This window comes from Streptomyces sp. NPDC037290 (genome assembly GCF_055603245.1).
Map to the genome: position 1 here is coordinate 690395 of NZ_JBVJVZ010000002.1, position 18521 is coordinate 708915.

The following is an 18521-nucleotide window of genomic DNA, read 5'->3' on the forward strand; positions in this document are numbered from 1 at the left end:
CCGAGGTGAGCCGCACATGACCGCAGACCAGCCCCCACCCCCGCACTCCGCACAGCACGCACCCGTCGTGATCATCGGCGCGGGGCCGGTGGGCGTGACCGCCGCCCTCCTCCTCGCCCGGCGGGGAGTCCCCAGCGTCGTCCTGGAACGCCACCGGGACATCTACCCGCTGCCACGCGCCGTCGCTACCGACGACGAGGTGTGCAGGATCCTCCAGGCCGCGGGCGTGGAGAAGGAGTTCGCCGCCATCTCCCGTCCTGCCAAGGGGCTGCGGCTGCTGGACGACCGGCACCGGGTGATGGCCGAGTTCCGGCGCTCCCGACACGGCCATCACGGCTATCCGCAGACCAGCATGTTCGACCAGCCCGAGCTGGAACGCCTGCTGCGCGACGCCCTGGCCCGGCGCCCGGAGTGCGAACTGCGGGGCGGCGTGGAGGTCACCGCTGTCGGCCCCGACACCGGGGGTCCCGTGCGCGTGACCTACCGCGACGACGACGGCGAGCATCACGTGTGGGCGCAGGCGGTCCTCGGCTGCGACGGCGCCAACAGCATCACGCGCGGCGCCATCGGGGCCGTCTGGGAGGACCTGCGCTTCGAGGAACACTGGACGGTCATTGACGTCCGGACGAACGCCGATGTCCGCTGCTGGGAGGGAGTCGACCAGGTCTGCGACCCGGAGCGGCCGGCGACGTTCATGCGCGTCGGCGAGGACCGCTACCGCTGGGAGTTCCGCCTGCGGGACGGGGACGAGCCGGTCCGCGAGCTGGTCGCCCCCTGGGTGCCGCCGTCGTACGACGGGGACTTCGAGGTCGTCCGCAAGACGCAGTACACCTTCCGGGCACGCGTCGCCGACCGGTGGCACAAGGGACGCGTCTTCCTCCTCGGCGACGCCGCCCACCTCACCCCGCCGTTCATCGGGCAGGGGCTGTGCTCGGGCCTGCGGGACGCCTACAACCTCACGTGGAAGCTCGCCCGTGTCCTCCGACAGGGGGCGGACGAAGGGCTGCTGGACACGTACGAGAGCGAGCGCAAGCCGCACGCACGGCATGTGATCCGGCTGGCGGTCGCCATGGGCTGGGCCATGACGGGCGGCCAGGACGGCGCTGCCGCACTGCGCCGCAACCTCTTGGCCGCCGCCTGCCGCATCCCCGGCCTGGCCGAACTGGCCGGCCGCGATCTCAGCCCGCCCCTGGCCGCAGGACCTCTGGTACGGCGTCGTGCCCGCCGAGGTCTTGCGGGCACCCACTGCCCGCAGCCCTGGGTGAACGCCGACGGGCGGTGCGCCCGTCTCGACGAGGTGCTCGGCGACTCCTTCACCGTCCTGACCGCCACCGACCCGTGGCCCTCGCTGACCGCGCTCGCCCACGGGCTCGGCGTGAGAGCGATTCCCGCGGCCGACTTGCGCGACGACGGCACGCTCGCTGCCTGGCTGCACGCCGGCCGGGCGGACGCCGTACTGCTGCGCCCCGACCGCGTCGTCATGGACGTCGTCCCGGCCGGCGGCCGCGACTTCACGGACGCCGCCGCCTGGGCGTCCCTGCTGCACACCACACGCAGCCCCCACCCTTCCCCACGGACCGCCGAGAAAAGCCTGTTGAGGAGCACGACGCGATGAACACGCCGTACCCGGAACCGTTCTTCACCCCCGACCCGAAGGACGCGGCCGCCAGCCGGATCGTGGACTTCGCCCGGCACGTCGGGGTCGACGGCTTCGACTACGCCGCCTTGCACCGCTGGTCGGTCACCGAGCTGGAGGGCTTCTGGGGTGCGGTGTGGGAGTACTTCGACATCGACGCGGACACGCCGTACGAGCGGGTCCTGGCCGAGGAGACCATGCCGGGCGCCCGATGGTTCCCAGGCGCCACCCTCAACTACGCCCACCACGCCCTGCGCCATGTGCCGGACGACGGCGTGGCGATCCTGGCCCTGGACGAGACCGGCGCCGCGTACGAGGTCACCGGACAGCGGCTGCGCGCCCAAGTCGCCTCGGTGGCCGCGACCCTGCGCGATCTCGGGGTGGGACCGGGCGACCGGGTGGTGGGCTACCTGCCCAACACCCCGCACGCGATCGTCGCGTTCCTGGCCGCAGCGAGTCTCGGCGCGGTGTGGTCGGTGTGCGGGCAGGACTACGCGCCCAAGGCCGCCGCCGACCGGTTCGCCCAGCTCGAACCCACCGTTCTGATCGTCGCCGACGGCTACCTCTTCAACGGGACCACACATGACCGCCGCGAAGCCGCCCTCGAACTGGCCCGCTCACTGTCGACGTTGAAGGCGACGCTGCTGGTGGACCATATGGGCCTGCCGTGGCCGTCGCAGAACCACCCTTCGCTCGTGATCCCCTGGGAGGACGCCTCCACCCGGACCGAGGAACTCACCTTCGCGCCGGTACCGTTCGACCACCCGCTGTGGGTCGTGTTCTCCTCCGGCACCACCGGCCTGCCCAAGGGCATCGTCCACGGCCACGGCGGCGTCCTGCTGGAGCACCTCAAGACCCTCGCCCTGCACTCCGACCTCGGCCCCGGCGACCGCCTGCTGTGGTACACCACCACGCACTGGATGATGTGGAACCTGGTCGCCTCCACCCTGCTGACCGGTGCCACGACCTGTACCTACGACGGCAGCCCGGCGCCCTTCGCCAAGCTCGACGTCCTGTGGGAGCTGGCAGCGCGCCACCGGGTGACCGTCTTCGGCACCAGCCCCCAGTACCTGCTGGGCATGGCCAAGTACGGCATCGACCCGTCCGTCCACGACCTGTCGTCGATCCGCGTGGTCGGCTGCACCGGCTCCGCCCTGCCGGCCTCCGCCTACCCGTGGGTCCGCGACCACGTCGGCGACCACGCCCTGCTCGCCTCCATCAGCGGCGGCACGGACGTGGTGTCCGGCTTCGCCGGCAGTGCGCCCAACACCCCCGTCTGGGCCGGGGAGTTGTCCGCGCCGCACTTGGGTGTGGCGCTGGCCGCGTACGACGCCGAGGGTGCTGCGGTCACCGACCAGGTCGGCGAGCTGGTGGTCACCCGGCCCATGCCGTCGATGCCGCTGTACTTCTGGAACGACCTCGACGGCACCCGCTACCGTGACGCCTACTTCTCCTCCTACCCCGGCGTCTGGCGGCACGGCGACTGGATCACGGTCACCGGTCACGGCTCGGTGATCGTCCACGGCCGCTCGGACAGCACCCTGAACCGCAACGGCGTACGGCTGGGCAGCGCCGACATCCACGACGTCGTCGAACGCCTCCCCGAGATCACCGAGGCCCTGGTCATCGGCGCGGAAGAATCCGACGGCGGCTACTGGACGCCGCTGTTCGTGGTCCCGGCCCCCGGGACGACTCTGGACAACGCCCTCCGCGAGAAGATCAAGGACGCGATCCGCACCGGGGCCTCCCCCCGCCATGTCCCCGACGAGATCCTCGAAGTCCCGGGCATCCCACACACCCGCACGGGCAAGAAACTCGAAGTCCCCGTCAAGCGCCTCCTCCAGGGGGCTCCGGTCGAGCAGGTCGTCAACCCCGCCGCCGTCGATACCCCCGAGCTGATCGACCACTACGCTCGACTGGGAGCCGCACGCCGGGACCGGTCGGCATGATCACGGCACACGTCATCCTCGCCGTCGCCCTGACCCTGGTCTTCGTCCCGCTGGGTCTGGCGAAGATCGCTGCGGTGCCGATCATGCGCCGGGCGGCGGTGCACCTGGGCATGACGACCGGGCTCTACCGCGTCGTCGGGACCCTCGAGGTGGCCGGAGCCGTCGGCCTGCCGCTCGGACCGGCCTTCTCCCGATCGGTGTGGCTGCCGCGGCGGGGCCGGCGCTGCTGATGGCCGCAGCGGCGGTGGTACACCTGCGCCACGGCGATCCGCCCGCGCGTGCCCTGCCCGCAACCGTGCTGGCCCTGGCAGCGGTGGCATACGCCGGGGTGGCGATGGCCGTCGGCTGATGGGCCGGGATGTGTGCCGCCTCCCGGAGGCCCGTCAGCGGTCATGGGCCTCCCGTTCGGCGTAACGTCGTCTATGTGGACCCCACGGCCGACGCTCTCATGTCCCGTGCCGCGCATGAGCTCGCCTCGAAGGCGGACGAGCTCATCGCCGAAGTGAAGCGGTGCCTGCGCAGTGAGGTTCCCGAGCTGTGGGACGACCCGGACCTCGCGCGAATGACCGCGGAGAACATCGCCGACCACGTCGTCGGTGTGCTGGCCGGCCTGGAGCTCGGCATCGAGCCGAGTGACATCGAGCCGCCGCCGGCGGACGTGGAGCGTGCGCGTCGGCTGGCCCGGCACAGCAGACCCGTCACCGCGATGCTGCGGGCGCACCGGCTCGGGGAGGGCATCGTCCTCGACAGAATGCTCGCGGAGCTGCCCCGGCTGACGAACGACCTGGAGCTGGCCGGCGCGGCATCGCGCCGCATGCTCGCGATGGCCACCGGGTACGTCGACCGCACATCGGAGCAGGGCGTATTGGCCTTCCAGGAGGAACGGGACCGCCGACTGCGATGGCGGCTGTCCCTGGTGAACGAGGCCGGGCTGCGCATCGGGACCACGCTGGACATCGCCCGCACCACTCAGGAACTGGCGGACCTCGCCATCGACCACTTCGCCGACCGCGCCACCGTCGACCTTCTGGACACGGCCATCCATGGGGACGACGCCTCGGCGGCGGATCCGCCCATGCTGCTCCGGGTTGCCGAGGCGTCGGGGACGGACAACGGCCCGGAGCCGACGATCCGGTTGCGGCAGCTCCACACCTGCCCCGACGGCTCGCCCACGGCTCGTGCCCTGGCCAGCGGGCAGCCCTCGCGGCACACGGCACCGCCGGGCCCGACCGGGGCCAACGGCGCCCACCGGATCCGCTCCACACTGGTGGTGCCGCTGAGCGCCCGCGGCACCACCCTCGGCGTCGCGCAGTTCTCCCGTCACCGCAACCCCGAGCCCTTCGACGACGAGGATCTCCTCCTCGCGCAGGAGATCGCGGCCAGGGCGGCGCTGGCCGTCGACAACGCCCGCCGTTACACGCACGCCCGCGCCACGGCCCTGACGCTGCAGCGCAGCCTGCTTCCCCAGCGCACGGCGGAGCAGTCCGCGGTCGAGGTCGCCTGCCGCTACCTGCCCTCGGGTGCCCAGGTCGGCGTGGGCGGTGACTGGTACGACGTGATTCCCCTGTCCGGTGCCCGGGTCGCCCTGGTGGTGGGCGATGTGGTCGGCCACGGCATCCACGCCGCCGCCACGATGGGGCGGCTGCGCACCGCGGTCCGTACCCTCGCCGACTTCGACCTGCCGCCCGACGAATTGCTGACGCACCTGGACGACGTCGTCATCCGTCTGTCCGCGGAAGCCTCGGCCGATCCCGACCCGGGTCCGGACTCGGACCCACACCCACACCCGGAGACGGCCGGGGACGTCGGTGCCACCTGCCTGTATGCCGTCTACGACCCCGTCGCCGGCCGCTGTTCACTGGCCCGCGCGGGGCATGTGCTGCCCGCTGTGGTGACTCGCGACGGAAAGGTGGACCTCCTCGATCTGCCGCCCGGCCCGCCGCTGGGCCTGGGCGGCCTGCCGTTCGAGACGGCGGAGGTCGACCTGCCCGAAGGCAGCCTGCTTGCGCTCTACACCGACGGTCTGATCGAAGCCCGCGACCATGATGTCGACTCGGGCCTCGCACTGCTGCGCCACGCTCTCGGCCGGCCCTACGCCTCCCTGGAGGCCGCCTGCGACACCGTGCTCCAGGCCCTTCTGCCCGCCGACCGGTCCCATGACGACGTCGCCCTGCTGCTGGCCCGTACCCGCGCCCTCGGGGACGGCCAGGTCGCCGCCTGGGAGCTGGACGCCGACCCGGCAGCCGTCGCCGGCGCTCGTTCGAACGTCACCCGGCAGCTGACCGCCTGGGGACTGGAAGACCTCGAATTCACCACCGAACTGGTGGTCAGCGAACTGGTCACCAACGCCATCCGCTACGGCAGGCCCCCCATCCGGCTGCGCCTCATTCGCGACCGTGCCCTGCTGTGCGAGGTGTCGGACGCCGGCAGTACCACCCCTCATCTGCGCCGGGCCCGCGCCTTCGAGGAGGGCGGACGCGGCCTGCTGCTGGTCGCCCAGCTCGCCGAGCACTGGGGGACACGTCACGCGCGGCACGGCAAGACGGTCTGGGCCGAGCTGAGCGAGAGGGAGCCCGTCGGATTCCCGGAGCCGGTCTTTGTGCCATAGCCAGTGAGCCGACTCAGCCGCCGGAACGCCGGTAGATCGCGCCCATGAAGACCGACACGAGTGTGTCCAGTAGGCGTTCCTCGTCAACGGCCGGTGCCTGTCCGCTGAAGGTGCTGAACAGGGCGCGTTCGACCATCCAGTTCAGAGAGGTGGCGAGATCTCGGGTGGGAATCCCCTCGGGAGCAGTGCCACGGCACCGTTCGGCTTCCATCGCCGCCGTCACCTCGGCAACAAACTGCTCCATCACCTGGGACCACATGGACCCAGCGCCACAATGGGGCGCCAGGTGCGGACCATCCGGCCGATTCCATGGCCGGCGTAACCGCGGAGACCATCTCTGTCCGGCCTTTGGCAGAAGTTGACGTGGAGGAGCTGGGGGGAGCCGGTGAGGACCTCGCGCGGCAGGTACAGGAGTTGTGGCCAGCGGCCTACCACAAGAGGGTCCGAGTCTGTTCGCGCCATGGTCGACGACGGACAGCCGGTAAGGCGGGCCACGTGGCTGTCCGTCGACGCCGGTCACGAGCGGACGAGGAGTCAAATCATTGTCGGCCCGTCCAGGCCAGGTTGAGCGCTGATCCGTTCGAAGCCATGCGGCCGTGATCGGTTCGTGCCGGTGTGCCGGGGCCGGTGGGACGGTTGCACAGTGCCGTCCCGGACGGGGGTCTGACTCATGAGATCTATGACCGAAGTGTCCAGTCACAGACCTGTCGACTGCCGTTGAGGGATGGTGCCTGCTGGTACCGAGCCACAGGGCGTGTCCCCATAGGGACCTTGCCGACGATCAGGCGCCATCACGGTTCAGACCGCTCGACCAGGCCGGTGCCATCCACCCAGCACGCCACCACGCGGGAAGCGAACCACCATGAGAACCGAACAACGCAGCACCTCCTCCAGCACGGATCGTCCCGCTCCGGGCGAGGTCGTCCTGGGCGTGGACACGCACGGCGAGGTTCATGTTGCCGCCGTGGTCTCCCCGCTGGGGAAGGCCCTGGGCACCGAGTCCTTTCCGGCCACGGCGGCCGGCTACCGTCGGCTGCTCACCTGGGCCCGCAAGCTGGGAAAGTGTGCCGGGCCGGTGTGGAGGGCACCGGCACCTTCGGCGCGGCCCTGTCCCGCTACCTGCTGGCCCAGGAGATCCAGGTGTTCGAAGTGAACCGGCCCGACCGCTCGGCCCGCCGGCTGCTGGGGAAGTCGGACCCGCTCGATGCGCAGGCCGCCGCGCGAGCCGTGCTCAGCGGTCGCGCCCGGGCCCGGGCAAAATCCGGCGACGGTCCGGTGCACAGCGCCCGGATCTTCAAGCTGGCGAAGGACTCAGCGGTCAAGGCCCGTACCCAGGCGATCAACCAGCTCAAGGCCGTCCTGGTCATCGCCGACCCCGCCCTGCGGGAACGGTTGTCGAGCTTGGGCAATGCCGAGCTGTTCCGCACCTGCGCGACCGTCGGCCCACCCGATGACGGGGGAGACGAGGACACGGTGGCCCAGGCCACCCACATGACCTTACGTATGCTCGCCGAGCGCATCGAACAGCTCACCGGGCAGATCAATGAGTTGAACCAGCGCCTGACCCGGCTCGTCGAGCGCCACGCCCCACAGCTACTCGTACCGGTGGGCGCGGCAGCCCTACTGCTGGTCGACGAGGAGGGCCTGAAAGCCACCGGTCGTGAGCCGTTCGCCCGCGTGAGCGCCAGCGGCACATCGGCAATTGACCCGCACTACTTCGGACTTGCCCCAGTCGAGGCCGTCAACCGCGCCCTGACCAAGGCCGGCAAGACCCTCGCCGACCTCGACGTCCTGGAACCCAACGAAGCCTACGCCGCCCAGGTCCTCGGCTGCCTCGCCGAATGGCCCGAGTTCGACCCGGCGCTCCTCAACCCCCAGGGCGGCGCCATCGCCCTTGGCCACCCCCTCGGCGCCTCTGGCGCCCGCCTCGCCGGCACCGTCGCCCACCAGCTCGCCCGCCGGGGCAGCGGCACCGGCATCGCAACCCTCTGCATCGGCGTAGGCCAGGGCCTCGCCCTCCTCCTCGAACGCTGAGACACTCCACAGGAGCCGCAGTGAAACGCCGCCCTCTGCTGCATAACCAGGTGCTCGGTCCCATCGACGCGCCGCTGCTCGTCCTGGGACCCTCGCTCGGCACATCGACGACCGTATGGGACCCCCATGTGGCGGTGCTTGCCGAGAGCCACCGCGTACTGCGCTACGACCTTCCAGGGCACGGCGGCTCGCCGAGCGATCTCGTCCGGGATCACACGCCCGGCCGTACGACAGTCGGCGACCTTGCCCACATGGTCCTGGACCTCGTCGCCCACCACGGCCGGGACCGGTTCCACTACGCAGGCATCTCGCTCGGCGGCGGTGTGGGGGTGCACCTCGCACTGCATCAGCCGGACCACATCGCCTCGCTTGCGCTGGTCTGTTCCTCGGCGTACTTCGGCCCGCCGCAGTTCTGGCAGAAGCGCGCCGCTCTCGTACGACGCGAGGGAACCGGCGCCCTGCTCGAGGCCATGCCCGGCCGCTGGTTCGCCGATCCCGGCACAGCCGCGACCTCCCTCGGGAAGACGTTCCTGCAGGACCTCGCTACCGCCGACCCGATCGGCTACGCCGCCTGCTGCGACGCCCTTGCCGCGGCCGTCGGGGCGGCGTTGCCGGCCCATCTCCGAATGGTGGGCGGCGCGGAGGACGCCGACCGGAGCTCGTACAGTGGCTGTGTGTCACAAGGAAACGCCGTCGTCGCGCGCAATGTGCGCCTTCTCAGGGAGCAGCGCGGCCTGTCCCTGGCCGAGCTGGCCCGCCGGGCGGGGCTGGCCAAGCAGACACTGTCGAATCTGGAGCAGGGCACGGGCAACCCCACGGTCGACACCCTGTTCTCCATAGCCACGGCCCTCGGCGTGCCGGTGACCCGGCTGGTCGCCGAGCGAGAACAGGTCATCACCGTGCAGCGGGGCGACGAGGTTGTCTGGGAGCAGCACGGAAGGTACGAGTCACGGTCGCTCGACCACATCTACGGCTCAGGTGTCATCGAGAACTACGTGGTGCGCATCGGCCGGCACAGCGACGGTGCGGACATGCCGTCCGAACCGCACCCGGTGGGCACGCTGGAGCACCTCTACGTCATCAGCGGCAAGGTACGCGTGGGGCCTGTCGACAGCCCGCTGGAGCTTGACGAGGGGGATTTCGCGCGCTATCCGGGCGACCGGCCCCACGTGTACGAGTCCCTGGCGGACGAGAGCCTGGTGCACATCGTGGTGAGCGTGCCGCGCGTCCAGCCCGGCACCGGCGGTACGAACCTGGCGCGGACCCACGGGAACGAAAAACGCTGAGCTTCGCCGCACCTGGTGTGCCGCATCCCGGCACAACCGATTGGCCCACCCCCGGGACAGGGCGGAATCTGGCGTTGGCCGCTCGACAGGGCGGTCCGGGGCCGCCAGGCGTGAGCGTCCGGGCTATACCGTGGTGCTCTTGCGCGCACGCCTGGCCGGCCACCGTTCTCCGCGTCCGGACCAGGGGTGGTCATGTCGGAGACCGGGATCCCTCCACACACGGGTGAGGCCGGACAGTCCGCGACGGCATGGCAGGCGGATCGGCCGGGTCGGGTCCGATCCGCCGGCCCGGTGACCTCGGTGCCGCGCATGCCGGGGGCACCGGCGGTCCGCTCAGGCCGCCGGCGGCCTGCTCACGTCGTACGGCGCTGCCGCTTGGCGTCCCTTCGCTGCGGTGAGGGCGCGTGCCGCCTCGAAGGCCACGCGGCGCAGGGCCGGGGCGTATCGGGACGGCTCGAAGCGGTGGTGGGCGCCGGCGACCGAGAGCGCCGCCACCGGACGTCCAGAGGCACCCATGATCGGCACTGCGACGCAGGTCAGACCGGGGGCGGCTTCCTGCCGGTCGTAAGCGATGCCGTCCTGGCGGATGCACCGCAGCTCCTCCCGGAACCGTCGCGGGTCGGCGAGGGTGTACTCGGTGCGGGCCGGGAGGCCGGCCGACACGGCAGCCTCGGCCGCGTCGTGGTCGAAGGCCAGCAGGGCCTTGCCGACGCCGGTGCAGCATGCGGGCAGCCGGCCGCCGATCCTGGAGGGGGAGCGGGCGGCCCGGTGGCCGTGGATCTTGTTGACGTACACGATGGCGGTGCCACGCAGGACCGCCAGGTGCACGGTCTCGTGCGTCAGCTCGTACAGGTCCACGAGATGCGGCAGCAGCTGGTCGCGGAGCAGCACTGGCGTCGCACTGTCGGCTGGTCGTCCTCCCGCGGCACCAGCCCAAGGTCCGCATCCCGCGCGGACTCCACCTCCTGCCGCAACAAGCGGAACCACATGAAGGCCACAAAGCCAGCAAAGACAAACCATTCCCCAGCATGGTCAAGGTTCTGGAACGACTTCAGATCCAACCCGGAATGCCGCGTCGCACTCACCGACACGGCCTTCATCCCCTCGTCGCCCTTATTCACAGTCACCCACGCGCTATGCACGTCGTAAGGAACAAGGTTCACCAGGGACGCCGAGCTGATGGCTCCCGTCTGCCCGGCGGCCAGACCCCCGGTGGAGCTGTCGGCCGGGGACTTCGTGCGCTATCCGGGCGACCGTCCGCACGTCTACGAGTCGCTGGACGGCGAGAGCCTGGTGCACATCGTGCCTCGCGTGCAGCCCGGCACTGGCGGTGTCAGCGTGGCGCGGACGCGCGGCGGCGTCCGGCGCTGATCCGGATGCGCTGTGCCGTCCTTCGGCACGTGTTCTCGCCGCGGTGGGCGCCGACCCGGAATGCTGGCGTCAGCCGCCGGTGGACGTCGGGGGCGACATCACCGCTGACCACTCCTGGCAAGGACAGCGGTGAACTTGGTCGGGATCAGGCCACTCCGCTGGGCCCGGCCCGTCCGTGAGGCGACCTCGGTGCCGCACACACCGGGGTCGCCGTCCAGGTGGGTGGCCTGTTGGCTCTCGTGCGAGGGTCAAGCCGCAGACAGACTGTCGAGCCTCCAGGGGGCCGCCTGCCGGCTTGCTGTGGCCGCGTTGACCGCGCGTGCCGCTTCGTAGGCCACCCGTCGCAGAGCCGGCGCGAACCGGGCGGGCTCGAAGCGGCGGTCGGCGCTCGCGACGGAGAAGGCGGCCACGGGCCGCCCGGCCGAACCCATGATCGGTACGGCGACGCAGGTGAGGCCGGGAACAGCTTCCTGGCGGTCGTAGGCGACGCCCTCCCGGCGGATGCGGCGCAGCTCGGACCGGAAACGGCAGGGATCGGTGCATGTGTACTCAGTGCGTGCCGCGAGTCCGTCGGCGATCGCGGCCTCGATGGCGTCGTGGTCGAAGGCGAGGAGGGCCTTGCCGACGCCGGTGCAGTAGGCGGGCAGGCGGGCGCCGATCCGGGAGGGGGAGCGGGTCGCTCGGTGGCCCTGGATCTTGTTGACGTACACGATGTCGGTGTCGTGCAGCACGGCCAGGTGCACGGTCTCGTGGGTCATCTCGTACAGGTCCGCCAGATGCGGCATCAGGCACTCCTGCAAGAGCGGGGGATTGGGGCCGTAGACCCGTACGCCGATGTCGAAGAGCTGGGATCCCAGCCGGTAGTTGCTGCCGACGCGTTCCACGAGGTCGTTGCGTTGGAGGATGCCCAGCAGTCGGAAGGTGGTCGACTTGGTCAGCCGTGTCCGCCGGGCCAGCTCGCTCACGCCGATTTCCCCGTCCAGTTCGGCGAGGGACTTCAGGAGGAAGAGCGCCTTGTCGACCGCGGTCTGCTGGTCGGGCTCGCCGGTCGCCGTGGCTGAGGGCTGCGCGGAAGGCGGGGAGGGGAGTGACATGGCGGGCTCCGATGGGGATCCAGGTGACCATTAAAATGGACGCATGTCCAGCTTAATAGATCGTTTCATGGTTGTAAAACACCGGGGACCCCGCTTGCCTCTGTGTGACGGATCCGATCGTCACCCCGTGCCGTATCTCGGCACGGGGGCTGGGCGCAGCGGCCGGGAGCAGCGTCTGCTGTGGCCATGCAGCGACACGCCACCGTGGCCACGACCGCCGTCCTCGCCGCCCCGGCTTCCCCCGACGCACAGCTCGTCGAGGAGCCGGCGGCGGTGCTGCGGCGTGCCGAGGCCTGGGGGCACCTCCCGGCCGAAGGCTGGGGGAGGATTCCCGTTGCACCACTCACCGAGGAGTACGAGGACCTGGACCTGGCCGGCGCCTACGCCGTGCAGGAGGCCAACGTACGGATCCGTCTCGCGGCGGGTGAGCACCTCGTCGGACGCAAGGTGGGCCTCACGTCCTTGCCGACGCGCGAGCAACTCGGCCTGCCCGAAGCGAGCTTCGGGACCCTGTTCCAGTCGATGGTGATCCCGGACGGCGGCACCATCGACACGCGGGAGCTCATCACCCCGCGAGCCGAGGCAGAGGTCGGTCTGGTCCTCGGCCGGCGGCTGTCCGGACCCCGCGTGACGGACGCGGAGGTCCGGGCGGCCGTCTCCCAGGTGGCGCCGGCCGTGGAGATCATCGACAGCCGCATCGCCGACTGGCGCGTCTCCCACGCCGACACCGTCGCCGACAACGCCTCCTCGGCGCGCGTCGCCGTCGGCCGTCCCGCCGACGCCACGGACGACCTGCTCACCGGGCTCCGGGACGAGCGCGTCGGGCTGTACGCCGACGGGGAGCGCGTCGCGCTCGGCCTGGGGGCCGAAGTCCTCGGCGATCCGCTTCGGGCCGTGGCCTGGCTGGCCCGGACGCTCCACGGCCAAGGCAGCGCTCTCCACCCGGGCGAGCTGCTGCTCACCGGGTCTGTGCACGCCGGCGTCCCACGGACACCGGGCTCTCGGCTCGCCGTGCGGTCCGGCACCGGCCGCCTGCCCGAACTGACCGTCACCGTCCGATGAACCACGAGCAAGGAAGCGGGGGAGCCGCCATGCCACCGCGTGAACCGGAGCGCTTCGACCCTTCGGGTGTGCACATGAACGCACACCGAACCACCAGCCCACGAGGGCGGCGCAGCGCGCGCCCGATCCGGCCCGAGGAGGCCCAGCGATGACAACCACGCCCGCCCGGCTGGGAGCACCTCCCGCCCGAATGGTGGGGGAGGACCGCCTGGCTCGCGTACCCGAGCCGGCCGTCGACGTCAGCCCTTACTTCGACCTCGACCGCGGTCTGGTCGACCGCACGATCTTCAGCGACCAGGCCGTCTACCAGCAGGAGCTGCGCCGGATCTTCGCGCCGAGCTGGCTGTTCCTCGCGCACGAGAGCCAGTTCTCCAAGCCTGGTGACTTCTTCACCAGCTACATGGGCGAAGACCCGGTCATCGTCACCATGGGCAAGGACCGGAAACTGCGTGCCTTCCTCAACGCCTGCCGCCACCGCGGCATGCGGGTGTGCCGCGCCGACGCGGGGGCGACGAAGGCGTTCACGTGCAGCTACCACGGCTGGTCCTACGACACCTCCGGGAAGCTGATCAACGTCCCCAACGGAGGGGACTACCCTGCCCACTTCGAGCAGGACCAGTGGGGACTGATCGAGGTGGCCCAGCTCGACACGTACAAGGGGCTGGTCTTCGCCACCTGGAACCCCGAGGCGCCGCCGCTCGTGGAGGCGCTCGGCGGACTGACCTGGTACCTGGACGCGATGCTCGACCACGATCCGGAGGGCACCGAGGCCGTCGGCGGGGTGCACAAGTGGGTGCTGGAGGGCAACTGGAAGCTCGCCGCCGAGCAGTTCGCCTCCGACTGGTACCACGTCAACATCTCGCACGCCTCCGCGCTGATGGTCATGTCGCCCACCGGCAAAGGCCCCAAGACGGAGATCGTGCAGACGCCGGGCCGGCAGTACACCGACTCGCTGGGGCACGGGCACGGCTTTCCGACCCACCCCAAGAGCCGTTTCGACGACCGGGTCGTGCACGAGTGGACCGACTACGAGGCGCTGCGCGAACGGCTCGGTGACGCCCGCGTCGAGGGACCGATGACCACCGGGCACGGCACCGTCTTCCCGAACTTCTCCTACCTGCCGGTCAACGGCTCCATCCGCGTGTGGCACCCCAAGGGCCCGGACAAGATGGAGGTCTGGGCCTGGACCATCGTCGACAAGTCGATGCCGGACGAGGTCAAGAACGCCCAACGCATCTACAACCTGCGCACGTTCGGGCCGAGCGGCATCTTCGAGCAGGACGACGGCGAGAACTGGAGCGAGTGCCAGGCCACCGCCCATGGCTTCATGGCCGGCTCCATGACGCTCAACTACCAGATGGGACTGGGGCTTCAGTCCGAGGACGGCGTCCACCCCGGCACCACCGGCCGCCTCTACAGCGACGGCGCCGCCCGCGGCTTCTACGCCCGCTGGCGCGACCTGATGAACACGCCCGCCTGGCACGAGAAGAACACCGAGAAGAACCCCGAGGACACCCCATGAGCACCACGGGCACCGGCATCCGGGTCGCCGCCGTCGGCGACATCGAGGAGGGCGAGGCGCTGAAGGTGCCCGCGGAGACCACCGGCCACACCGACGCCATCGCCGTCTTCCACGAGGGCGGCGCCTACTACGCCCTCGACGACACCTGCACCCACGGCCAGGCATCGCTCGCCGACGGCTGGATCGAGGACGGCGAGGTGGAGTGCCCGCTGCACAGCGCCCGCTTCTGCCTCAAGTCCGGCGAACCGCAGTGCATGCCCGCCACCCTCGCCCAGCGCACCCACCGGGTCGAGGTGCGCGAGGGTGAGGTCTGGCTGCACCCCGGCGAGGAGGCCGACGCATGAGCGCGCCACGGCGTATCGCCGTCGTCGGCGCGGGCCTGGCCGCCGTCTCGACCTGCGACGCCCTGCGCGCCCAGGGCTACGACGGCGAGCTCGTGGTGTTCTCCGCAGAGCAGGGGCTGCCGTACGACCGCCCGCCGCTCAGCAAGGACGTGCTGCTCGGCAAGTCCCGGCGCCAGGACATCCTGCTGCGGCCCGAGCAGTGGTACGACGAGCAGCGCATCGAGCTGCGCGATGGCACCCCGGTCCGCGCGATCCGCCCGCACGAGGGCGGACTGGAGCTGGCCGACGGCGAGCTTGCCGCAGCCGACCGGATCGTGCTGGCCACCGGCGGCACCGCGCGCCCCCTGCCGGTGCCGGGCGGCGACGACCCGGCCGTACACCTGCTGCGCACCTGGCAGGACGCCGAACGGCTGCGGGAGCGGTTGCTGCCGGGCGCCCGGGTGGTCGTGGTCGGGGCGGGGCTCATCGGTGCGGAGACCGCGGCCGTCGCCCACGCCCTGGGCTGCCGCGTCACCCTCATCGACCCGCTACCGGTGCCACTGACCGCAGCGGTCGGGGACGACATCGCGAACGCACTGCATCGGAGGCACTCCGCCGAAGGCATCGGCGTCCTGACCGCCGGCGTCGAATGCATCGAGCGCCGTCCAGGCAACCTTGGAGTCGTGCTGCACCTCACCGGCTACGGGGCACCCGTGCTCGCCGACACCGTGGTGGTCGGCATCGGCATGCGTCCGGCCACGGAACTGGCCGAGGCCGCGGGGCTGAACGTCGACAACGGTGTGGTCGTCCACCCCGGTCAGCGCACCTCCCACCCCAATGTCCTCGCCGTCGGCGACGTCGCCCGCCCCGAAGGGCACAAGGTCCGTCATGAGCACTGGGAGGCCGCCCAGCGCGACGGCGAGGCCGCAGCCCACGGCATCCTCGGCCGCCCCCTGCCGTCCTTCGGCGCTTCCTGGTTCTGGTCCGACCGGCACGGCTCCCGGCTGGAGGCGGTCGGCACCATGGCAGACGCCGAGCGCACCGTGCTGCGCGGGGCTCCGGACGACGGCGCCTTCACCGTCTTCGGGCTGCTGGGCGACCGGCTGGTGGCCGCGGCCGCCATCGACCGACCACGCGACATCAAGGCAGCCCGGCGGATCATCGATCGCGGTGTCGCTGTCGACGCGGCCGTTCTGTCCGACGAGAGTGCGGATCTGCGCACGCTGCTGAAGCGCTGAACCGCCACGTGCCGCCTTGTGGCACACGCGCTCCCCGAACCGCCCCCTCCGCGCTGGAATGGCACCACCCGGCGCGGCCCGCAGGAGGACCCCCGATGAGCATCCACCCCCCGGAGACCCCCCGGACGACCGCACCCGCCGTCGACGAGGACATTCGGCTCCACTTCGAGGTACAGCGCTTGTACGCCGTCGAGGCACAGCTGCTCGACCAGCACCGCTACGCCGACTGGCTGGAGCTGTTCACCGACGACCTGCACTACTGGGCGCCGGTACGCACCAACCGCCTGCGGCGCCAGCAGGCCCTGGCCGACGGCTCGCCCGGCGAGGTCGCCATCTTCGACGAGACCAAGGCGAGCCTGGCCTGGCGCATCCGCCGCTTCGACTCGGGCATGGCCTGGGCCGAGGACCCGCCGTCGCGGACCCGGCATCTGATCACCAACATCCTGGTCTGGCCGGCCGACGAGCCCGGCGAGTACGTCGCCGAGTCGTCGTTCCTCTGCTACCGCAACCGCCTGGAACGCGAGGTCGACCTCTACGCCGGCGGCCGCACCGACCAGCTGCGCCGGGACCCGGACGACGGACGGCTGCTGATCGCGCGCCGCACCATCCTGATCGACCAGAACGTCCTGCTCGCCAAGAACATCAGCACCTTCCTGTAAGCCCTTGTGAACCGGAGCCCGCTCGTGACCACTGAACAGACCACAGAGGTGAAGCTCGTCGAGCACACCGTGCAGACCACGCTCGGCACCGTCGCGGTCAGCGAGGCCGGCGAGGGTCCGGTGCTGGTGATGCTGCACGGCGGCGGCCCCGGCGCGAGCGCGGTGGCCAACTACCGCCAGAACCTCCCCGCGCTCACCGAGCACTTTCGCGTCATCCTGCCCGACCAGCCCGGCTTCGGCGGCAGTTACCGCCCCACCGAGGCCGACCTCGACGCCCGCAGCATCACCGAGATCACCGTCGACGCCCTGCTGCAGACCCTGGACGCCCTCGGCATCGGCCGCTTCCACCTGCTCGGCAACAGCCTCGGTGGGGCCGCCGCCATCGCCACCGCACTCGAAGTCCCGGGCCGGGTCGAGAAGTTGGTTCTGATGGCGCCGGGAGGGGGCTGGCTGCCCTTCGGACCGACCCCGACCGAGGGCCAGAAGGCCATGTTCCGCTACTACAACGGCGAGGGCCCCACCCTGAAGAAGATGCGGGACTTCATCGGCGTGATGACCGCCGAACCCAAGCGCTGGGCCGACACCGCGCAGGCCCGTTACGAGGCGTCCCTCGACGAGTCCCACATCGCCTTCTACCACGCCTACAACGCCGCTTTCGCCAAGCGGCACGGCATGGACCCGCTGTGGCAGCGCGTTCACAAGATCAAGGCGCCCACCCTCCTGCTGTGGGGCCGCGACGACCGCACCATCACCCTCGACGGCGCCCAGCTCATGCTCAAGCAGATCCGCGACGTCCAGCTGCACGTCTTCGGCGGCTGCGGCCACTGGGTCCAGCTGGAGCGGCAGGCCGAGTTCGAGCGCCTGGTCACCGACTTCCTCGGGGAGCACTGAATCATGGGTTGGCTGGAGGGCGAGGTCGCCCTGATCACCGGCGGGGGCTCCGGCATCGGTCGCGCTGTCGCCCTGCGCTACCTCGCCGAAGGCGCGAGCGTCGCCGTCCTCGGCCGTGGGGCCGCGCAGTTGGAGGAGGTCGTCGCCGCGGCGGGCGACCTCTGTGACCGGGTGCTGCCCCTCACCGGCGACGTACGCTCTCCGGACGATCTGCACCGGGCGGTGGACGCGACCGTCAAGAGGTTCGGCAAGCTGGACATCCTCGTCCCCAACGCCGGGATCTGGGACTACCACCGCAGCGTCACCAAGCTCGACGGCAAGGAGCTGTCCGAGGCGTTCGACGAGGTCTTCGGCATCAACGTCAAGGGCTACGTCCTCGCCGTCGAGGCGGCCTGGCGGGAACTCGTCGCCACGCGCGGCAGCATCGTGATGACCCTGTCCAACGCCTCCTTCCACACCGACGGTGGCGGCCCCCTGTACACCGCCAGCAAGCACGCCTGCCTCGGCCTGCTCCGGCAGTTCGCCTACGAACTGGCGCCGAGCGTCCGCGTCAACGGTGTCGCCGTCGGCGGCATGCGCACCAAGCTGCGCGGCCCGCAGAGCCTGGGCCTTCAGAACCGCACGCTCGAAGCCTCCTTCGCCAAGAACGAGGCGTCCGGACAGGAACAGCAACCGCTCATCCCGCTGTACGACTCCAGCGTCGAGCCGGAGGACTTCACCGGCCCGTACGTCCTGCTCGCCTCCCGCGCCAACAGCGGCACCGTCACCGGTGCCGTGATCCCCGCCGACGGCGGCATCGCCGTCCGCGGATTCCGTTCCCCGGCCGGTGGCGCCGGCCTCTGAACCGT

At 71.0% G+C, this 18521-nt stretch carries 18 protein-coding genes and 1 pseudogene; 15 read left to right on the forward strand and 4 right to left on the reverse strand.

The window, feature by feature from the left end; genetic code table 11:
- Window positions 1-16: 16 nt before the first annotated feature.
- The 5 genes from mhpA (at window position 17) to ACZ7HQ_RS08820 (ending at window position 6193) form a co-directional block, all read left to right on the forward strand.
- A complete protein-coding gene (gene mhpA, locus ACZ7HQ_RS08800) occupies window positions 17-1615 on the forward strand; it encodes a bifunctional 3-(3-hydroxy-phenyl)propionate/3-hydroxycinnamic acid hydroxylase MhpA (protein ID WP_470986559.1) in 1599 nt (532 codons plus the stop codon).
- Entirely contained in the window at window positions 1612-3585 is a 1974-nt protein-coding gene (locus ACZ7HQ_RS08805; protein WP_470986560.1) for an acetoacetate--CoA ligase, read from the forward strand. The genes mhpA and ACZ7HQ_RS08805 overlap by 4 nt, the downstream gene beginning before the upstream one ends.
- The gene (locus ACZ7HQ_RS08810) at window positions 3582-3815 is read left to right on the forward strand and encodes a DoxX family protein (protein ID WP_470986562.1); all 234 of its coding nucleotides are present in this window, start codon (window positions 3582-3584) and stop codon (window positions 3813-3815) included. Before ACZ7HQ_RS08805 ends, ACZ7HQ_RS08810 begins: the two co-directional genes overlap by 4 nt.
- Complete coding sequence (locus tag ACZ7HQ_RS08815; protein WP_470986563.1) at window positions 3815-3934, forward strand: hypothetical protein; 120 nt, start codon at window positions 3815-3817, stop codon at window positions 3932-3934. The genes ACZ7HQ_RS08810 and ACZ7HQ_RS08815 overlap by 1 nt, the downstream gene beginning before the upstream one ends.
- 99 nt (window positions 3935-4033) lie before the next feature.
- Window positions 4034-6193, forward strand: coding sequence for an ATP-binding SpoIIE family protein phosphatase (locus tag ACZ7HQ_RS08820; protein WP_470987132.1), 2160 nt, complete (start codon window positions 4034-4036; stop codon window positions 6191-6193).
- Window positions 6194-6206: 13 nt separating this feature from the next.
- On the opposite strand, the gene ACZ7HQ_RS08825 is transcribed toward ACZ7HQ_RS08820, so the two are convergent.
- Complete coding sequence (locus ACZ7HQ_RS08825) at window positions 6207-6452, reverse strand: hypothetical protein (protein WP_470986565.1); 246 nt, start codon at window positions 6450-6452, stop codon at window positions 6207-6209.
- Between the two features lie 818 nt (window positions 6453-7270).
- On the opposite strand from ACZ7HQ_RS08825, the gene ACZ7HQ_RS08830 reads away from it, so the two are divergent.
- On the forward strand, window positions 7271-8227 hold the full coding sequence (locus tag ACZ7HQ_RS08830) for an IS110 family transposase (protein ID WP_470986566.1): 957 nt from the start codon (window positions 7271-7273) through the stop codon (window positions 8225-8227).
- 20 nt (window positions 8228-8247) lie between these two features.
- The gene (locus ACZ7HQ_RS08835; RefSeq protein WP_470986568.1) at window positions 8248-9513 is read left to right on the forward strand and encodes an alpha/beta fold hydrolase; all 1266 of its coding nucleotides are present in this window, start codon (window positions 8248-8250) and stop codon (window positions 9511-9513) included.
- 333 nt (window positions 9514-9846) lie between these two features.
- On the opposite strand, the gene ACZ7HQ_RS08840 is transcribed toward ACZ7HQ_RS08835, so the two are convergent.
- Window positions 9847-10404, reverse strand: a complete 558-nt coding sequence (locus ACZ7HQ_RS08840; RefSeq protein WP_470986570.1) for an IclR family transcriptional regulator — start codon at window positions 10402-10404, stop codon at window positions 9847-9849.
- A pseudogene (locus tag ACZ7HQ_RS08845) lies at window positions 10353-10733 on the reverse strand (SURF1 family protein); the annotation flags it as partial. The pseudogene ACZ7HQ_RS08845 and the gene ACZ7HQ_RS08840, both read right to left, overlap by 52 nt.
- Between ACZ7HQ_RS08845 and ACZ7HQ_RS08850 the strand changes: the two are divergent.
- Entirely contained in the window at window positions 10693-10884 is a 192-nt protein-coding gene (locus ACZ7HQ_RS08850) for a hypothetical protein (RefSeq protein ID WP_470986572.1), read from the forward strand. The pseudogene ACZ7HQ_RS08845 and the gene ACZ7HQ_RS08850 sit on opposite strands and share 41 nt — an antisense overlap.
- 248 nt (window positions 10885-11132) lie before the next feature.
- Here the strand turns inward: ACZ7HQ_RS08850 and ACZ7HQ_RS08855 are convergent, their stop codons facing one another.
- Window positions 11133-11978, reverse strand: coding sequence for an IclR family transcriptional regulator (locus ACZ7HQ_RS08855; protein WP_470986574.1), 846 nt, complete (start codon window positions 11976-11978; stop codon window positions 11133-11135).
- Window positions 11979-12164: 186 nt separating this feature from the next.
- Between ACZ7HQ_RS08855 and ACZ7HQ_RS08860 the strand changes: the two genes are divergently transcribed.
- The 7 genes from ACZ7HQ_RS08860 (at window position 12165) to hcaB (ending at window position 18516) form a co-directional block, all read left to right on the forward strand.
- A complete protein-coding gene (locus ACZ7HQ_RS08860; protein WP_470986576.1) occupies window positions 12165-13040 on the forward strand; it encodes a 2-keto-4-pentenoate hydratase in 876 nt (291 codons plus the stop codon).
- Window positions 13041-13188: 148 nt separating this feature from the next.
- Window positions 13189-14562, forward strand: coding sequence for an aromatic ring-hydroxylating dioxygenase subunit alpha (locus ACZ7HQ_RS08865; RefSeq protein ID WP_470986577.1), 1374 nt, complete (start codon window positions 13189-13191; stop codon window positions 14560-14562).
- Window positions 14559-14906 carry a bifunctional 3-phenylpropionate/cinnamic acid dioxygenase ferredoxin subunit gene (locus ACZ7HQ_RS08870; protein WP_361188703.1) on the forward strand — a complete coding sequence of 116 codons (348 nt, stop codon included), beginning with the start codon at window positions 14559-14561 and terminating at the stop codon, window positions 14904-14906. The genes ACZ7HQ_RS08865 and ACZ7HQ_RS08870 overlap by 4 nt, the downstream gene beginning before the upstream one ends.
- Window positions 14903-16123, forward strand: coding sequence for an NAD(P)/FAD-dependent oxidoreductase (locus ACZ7HQ_RS08875; protein ID WP_470986579.1), 1221 nt, complete (start codon window positions 14903-14905; stop codon window positions 16121-16123). Before ACZ7HQ_RS08870 ends, ACZ7HQ_RS08875 begins: the two co-directional genes overlap by 4 nt.
- 95 nt (window positions 16124-16218) lie before the next feature.
- Window positions 16219-16782 carry a 3-phenylpropionate/cinnamic acid dioxygenase subunit beta gene (locus ACZ7HQ_RS08880; RefSeq protein ID WP_470986580.1) on the forward strand — a complete coding sequence of 188 codons (564 nt, stop codon included), beginning with the start codon at window positions 16219-16221 and terminating at the stop codon, window positions 16780-16782.
- Window positions 16783-16806: 24 nt separating this feature from the next.
- A complete protein-coding gene (locus ACZ7HQ_RS08885; protein ID WP_470986581.1) occupies window positions 16807-17673 on the forward strand; it encodes an alpha/beta fold hydrolase in 867 nt (288 codons plus the stop codon).
- A 3-nt stretch (window positions 17674-17676) separates the two neighbouring features.
- The gene (hcaB, locus tag ACZ7HQ_RS08890) at window positions 17677-18516 is read left to right on the forward strand and encodes a 3-(cis-5,6-dihydroxycyclohexa-1,3-dien-1-yl)propanoate dehydrogenase (RefSeq protein WP_470986582.1); all 840 of its coding nucleotides are present in this window, start codon (window positions 17677-17679) and stop codon (window positions 18514-18516) included.
- The last annotated feature ends 5 nt before the right edge of the window (window positions 18517-18521 follow it).

Bases quoted from the DNA above. Each gene is read 5' to 3' on its own strand.
- ACZ7HQ_RS08815 (WP_470986563.1), top strand. From the start codon at position 3,815: ATGGCCGCAGCGGCGGTGGTACACCTGCGCCACGGCGATCCGCCCGCG.
- ACZ7HQ_RS08850 (WP_470986572.1), top strand. From the start codon at position 10,693: ATGGCTCCCGTCTGCCCGGCGGCCAGACCCCCGGTGGAGCTGTCGGCC.
- ACZ7HQ_RS08870 (WP_361188703.1), top strand. From the start codon at position 14,559: ATGAGCACCACGGGCACCGGCATCCGGGTCGCCGCCGTCGGCGACATC.
- ACZ7HQ_RS08865 (WP_470986577.1), top strand. From the start codon at position 13,189: ATGACAACCACGCCCGCCCGGCTGGGAGCACCTCCCGCCCGAATGGTG.
- ACZ7HQ_RS08820 (WP_470987132.1), top strand. From the start codon at position 4,034: ATGTCCCGTGCCGCGCATGAGCTCGCCTCGAAGGCGGACGAGCTCATC.
- ACZ7HQ_RS08810 (WP_470986562.1), top strand. From the start codon at position 3,582: ATGATCACGGCACACGTCATCCTCGCCGTCGCCCTGACCCTGGTCTTC.
- ACZ7HQ_RS08825 (WP_470986565.1), bottom strand. From the start codon at position 6,452: ATGTGGTCCCAGGTGATGGAGCAGTTTGTTGCCGAGGTGACGGCGGCG.
- hcaB (WP_470986582.1), top strand. From the start codon at position 17,677: ATGGGTTGGCTGGAGGGCGAGGTCGCCCTGATCACCGGCGGGGGCTCC.
- ACZ7HQ_RS08860 (WP_470986576.1), top strand. From the start codon at position 12,165: ATGCAGCGACACGCCACCGTGGCCACGACCGCCGTCCTCGCCGCCCCG.
- mhpA (WP_470986559.1), top strand. From the start codon at position 17: ATGACCGCAGACCAGCCCCCACCCCCGCACTCCGCACAGCACGCACCC.
- ACZ7HQ_RS08805 (WP_470986560.1), top strand. From the start codon at position 1,612: ATGAACACGCCGTACCCGGAACCGTTCTTCACCCCCGACCCGAAGGAC.
- ACZ7HQ_RS08880 (WP_470986580.1), top strand. From the start codon at position 16,219: ATGAGCATCCACCCCCCGGAGACCCCCCGGACGACCGCACCCGCCGTC.
- ACZ7HQ_RS08875 (WP_470986579.1), top strand. From the start codon at position 14,903: ATGAGCGCGCCACGGCGTATCGCCGTCGTCGGCGCGGGCCTGGCCGCC.
- ACZ7HQ_RS08855 (WP_470986574.1), bottom strand. From the start codon at position 11,978: ATGTCACTCCCCTCCCCGCCTTCCGCGCAGCCCTCAGCCACGGCGACC.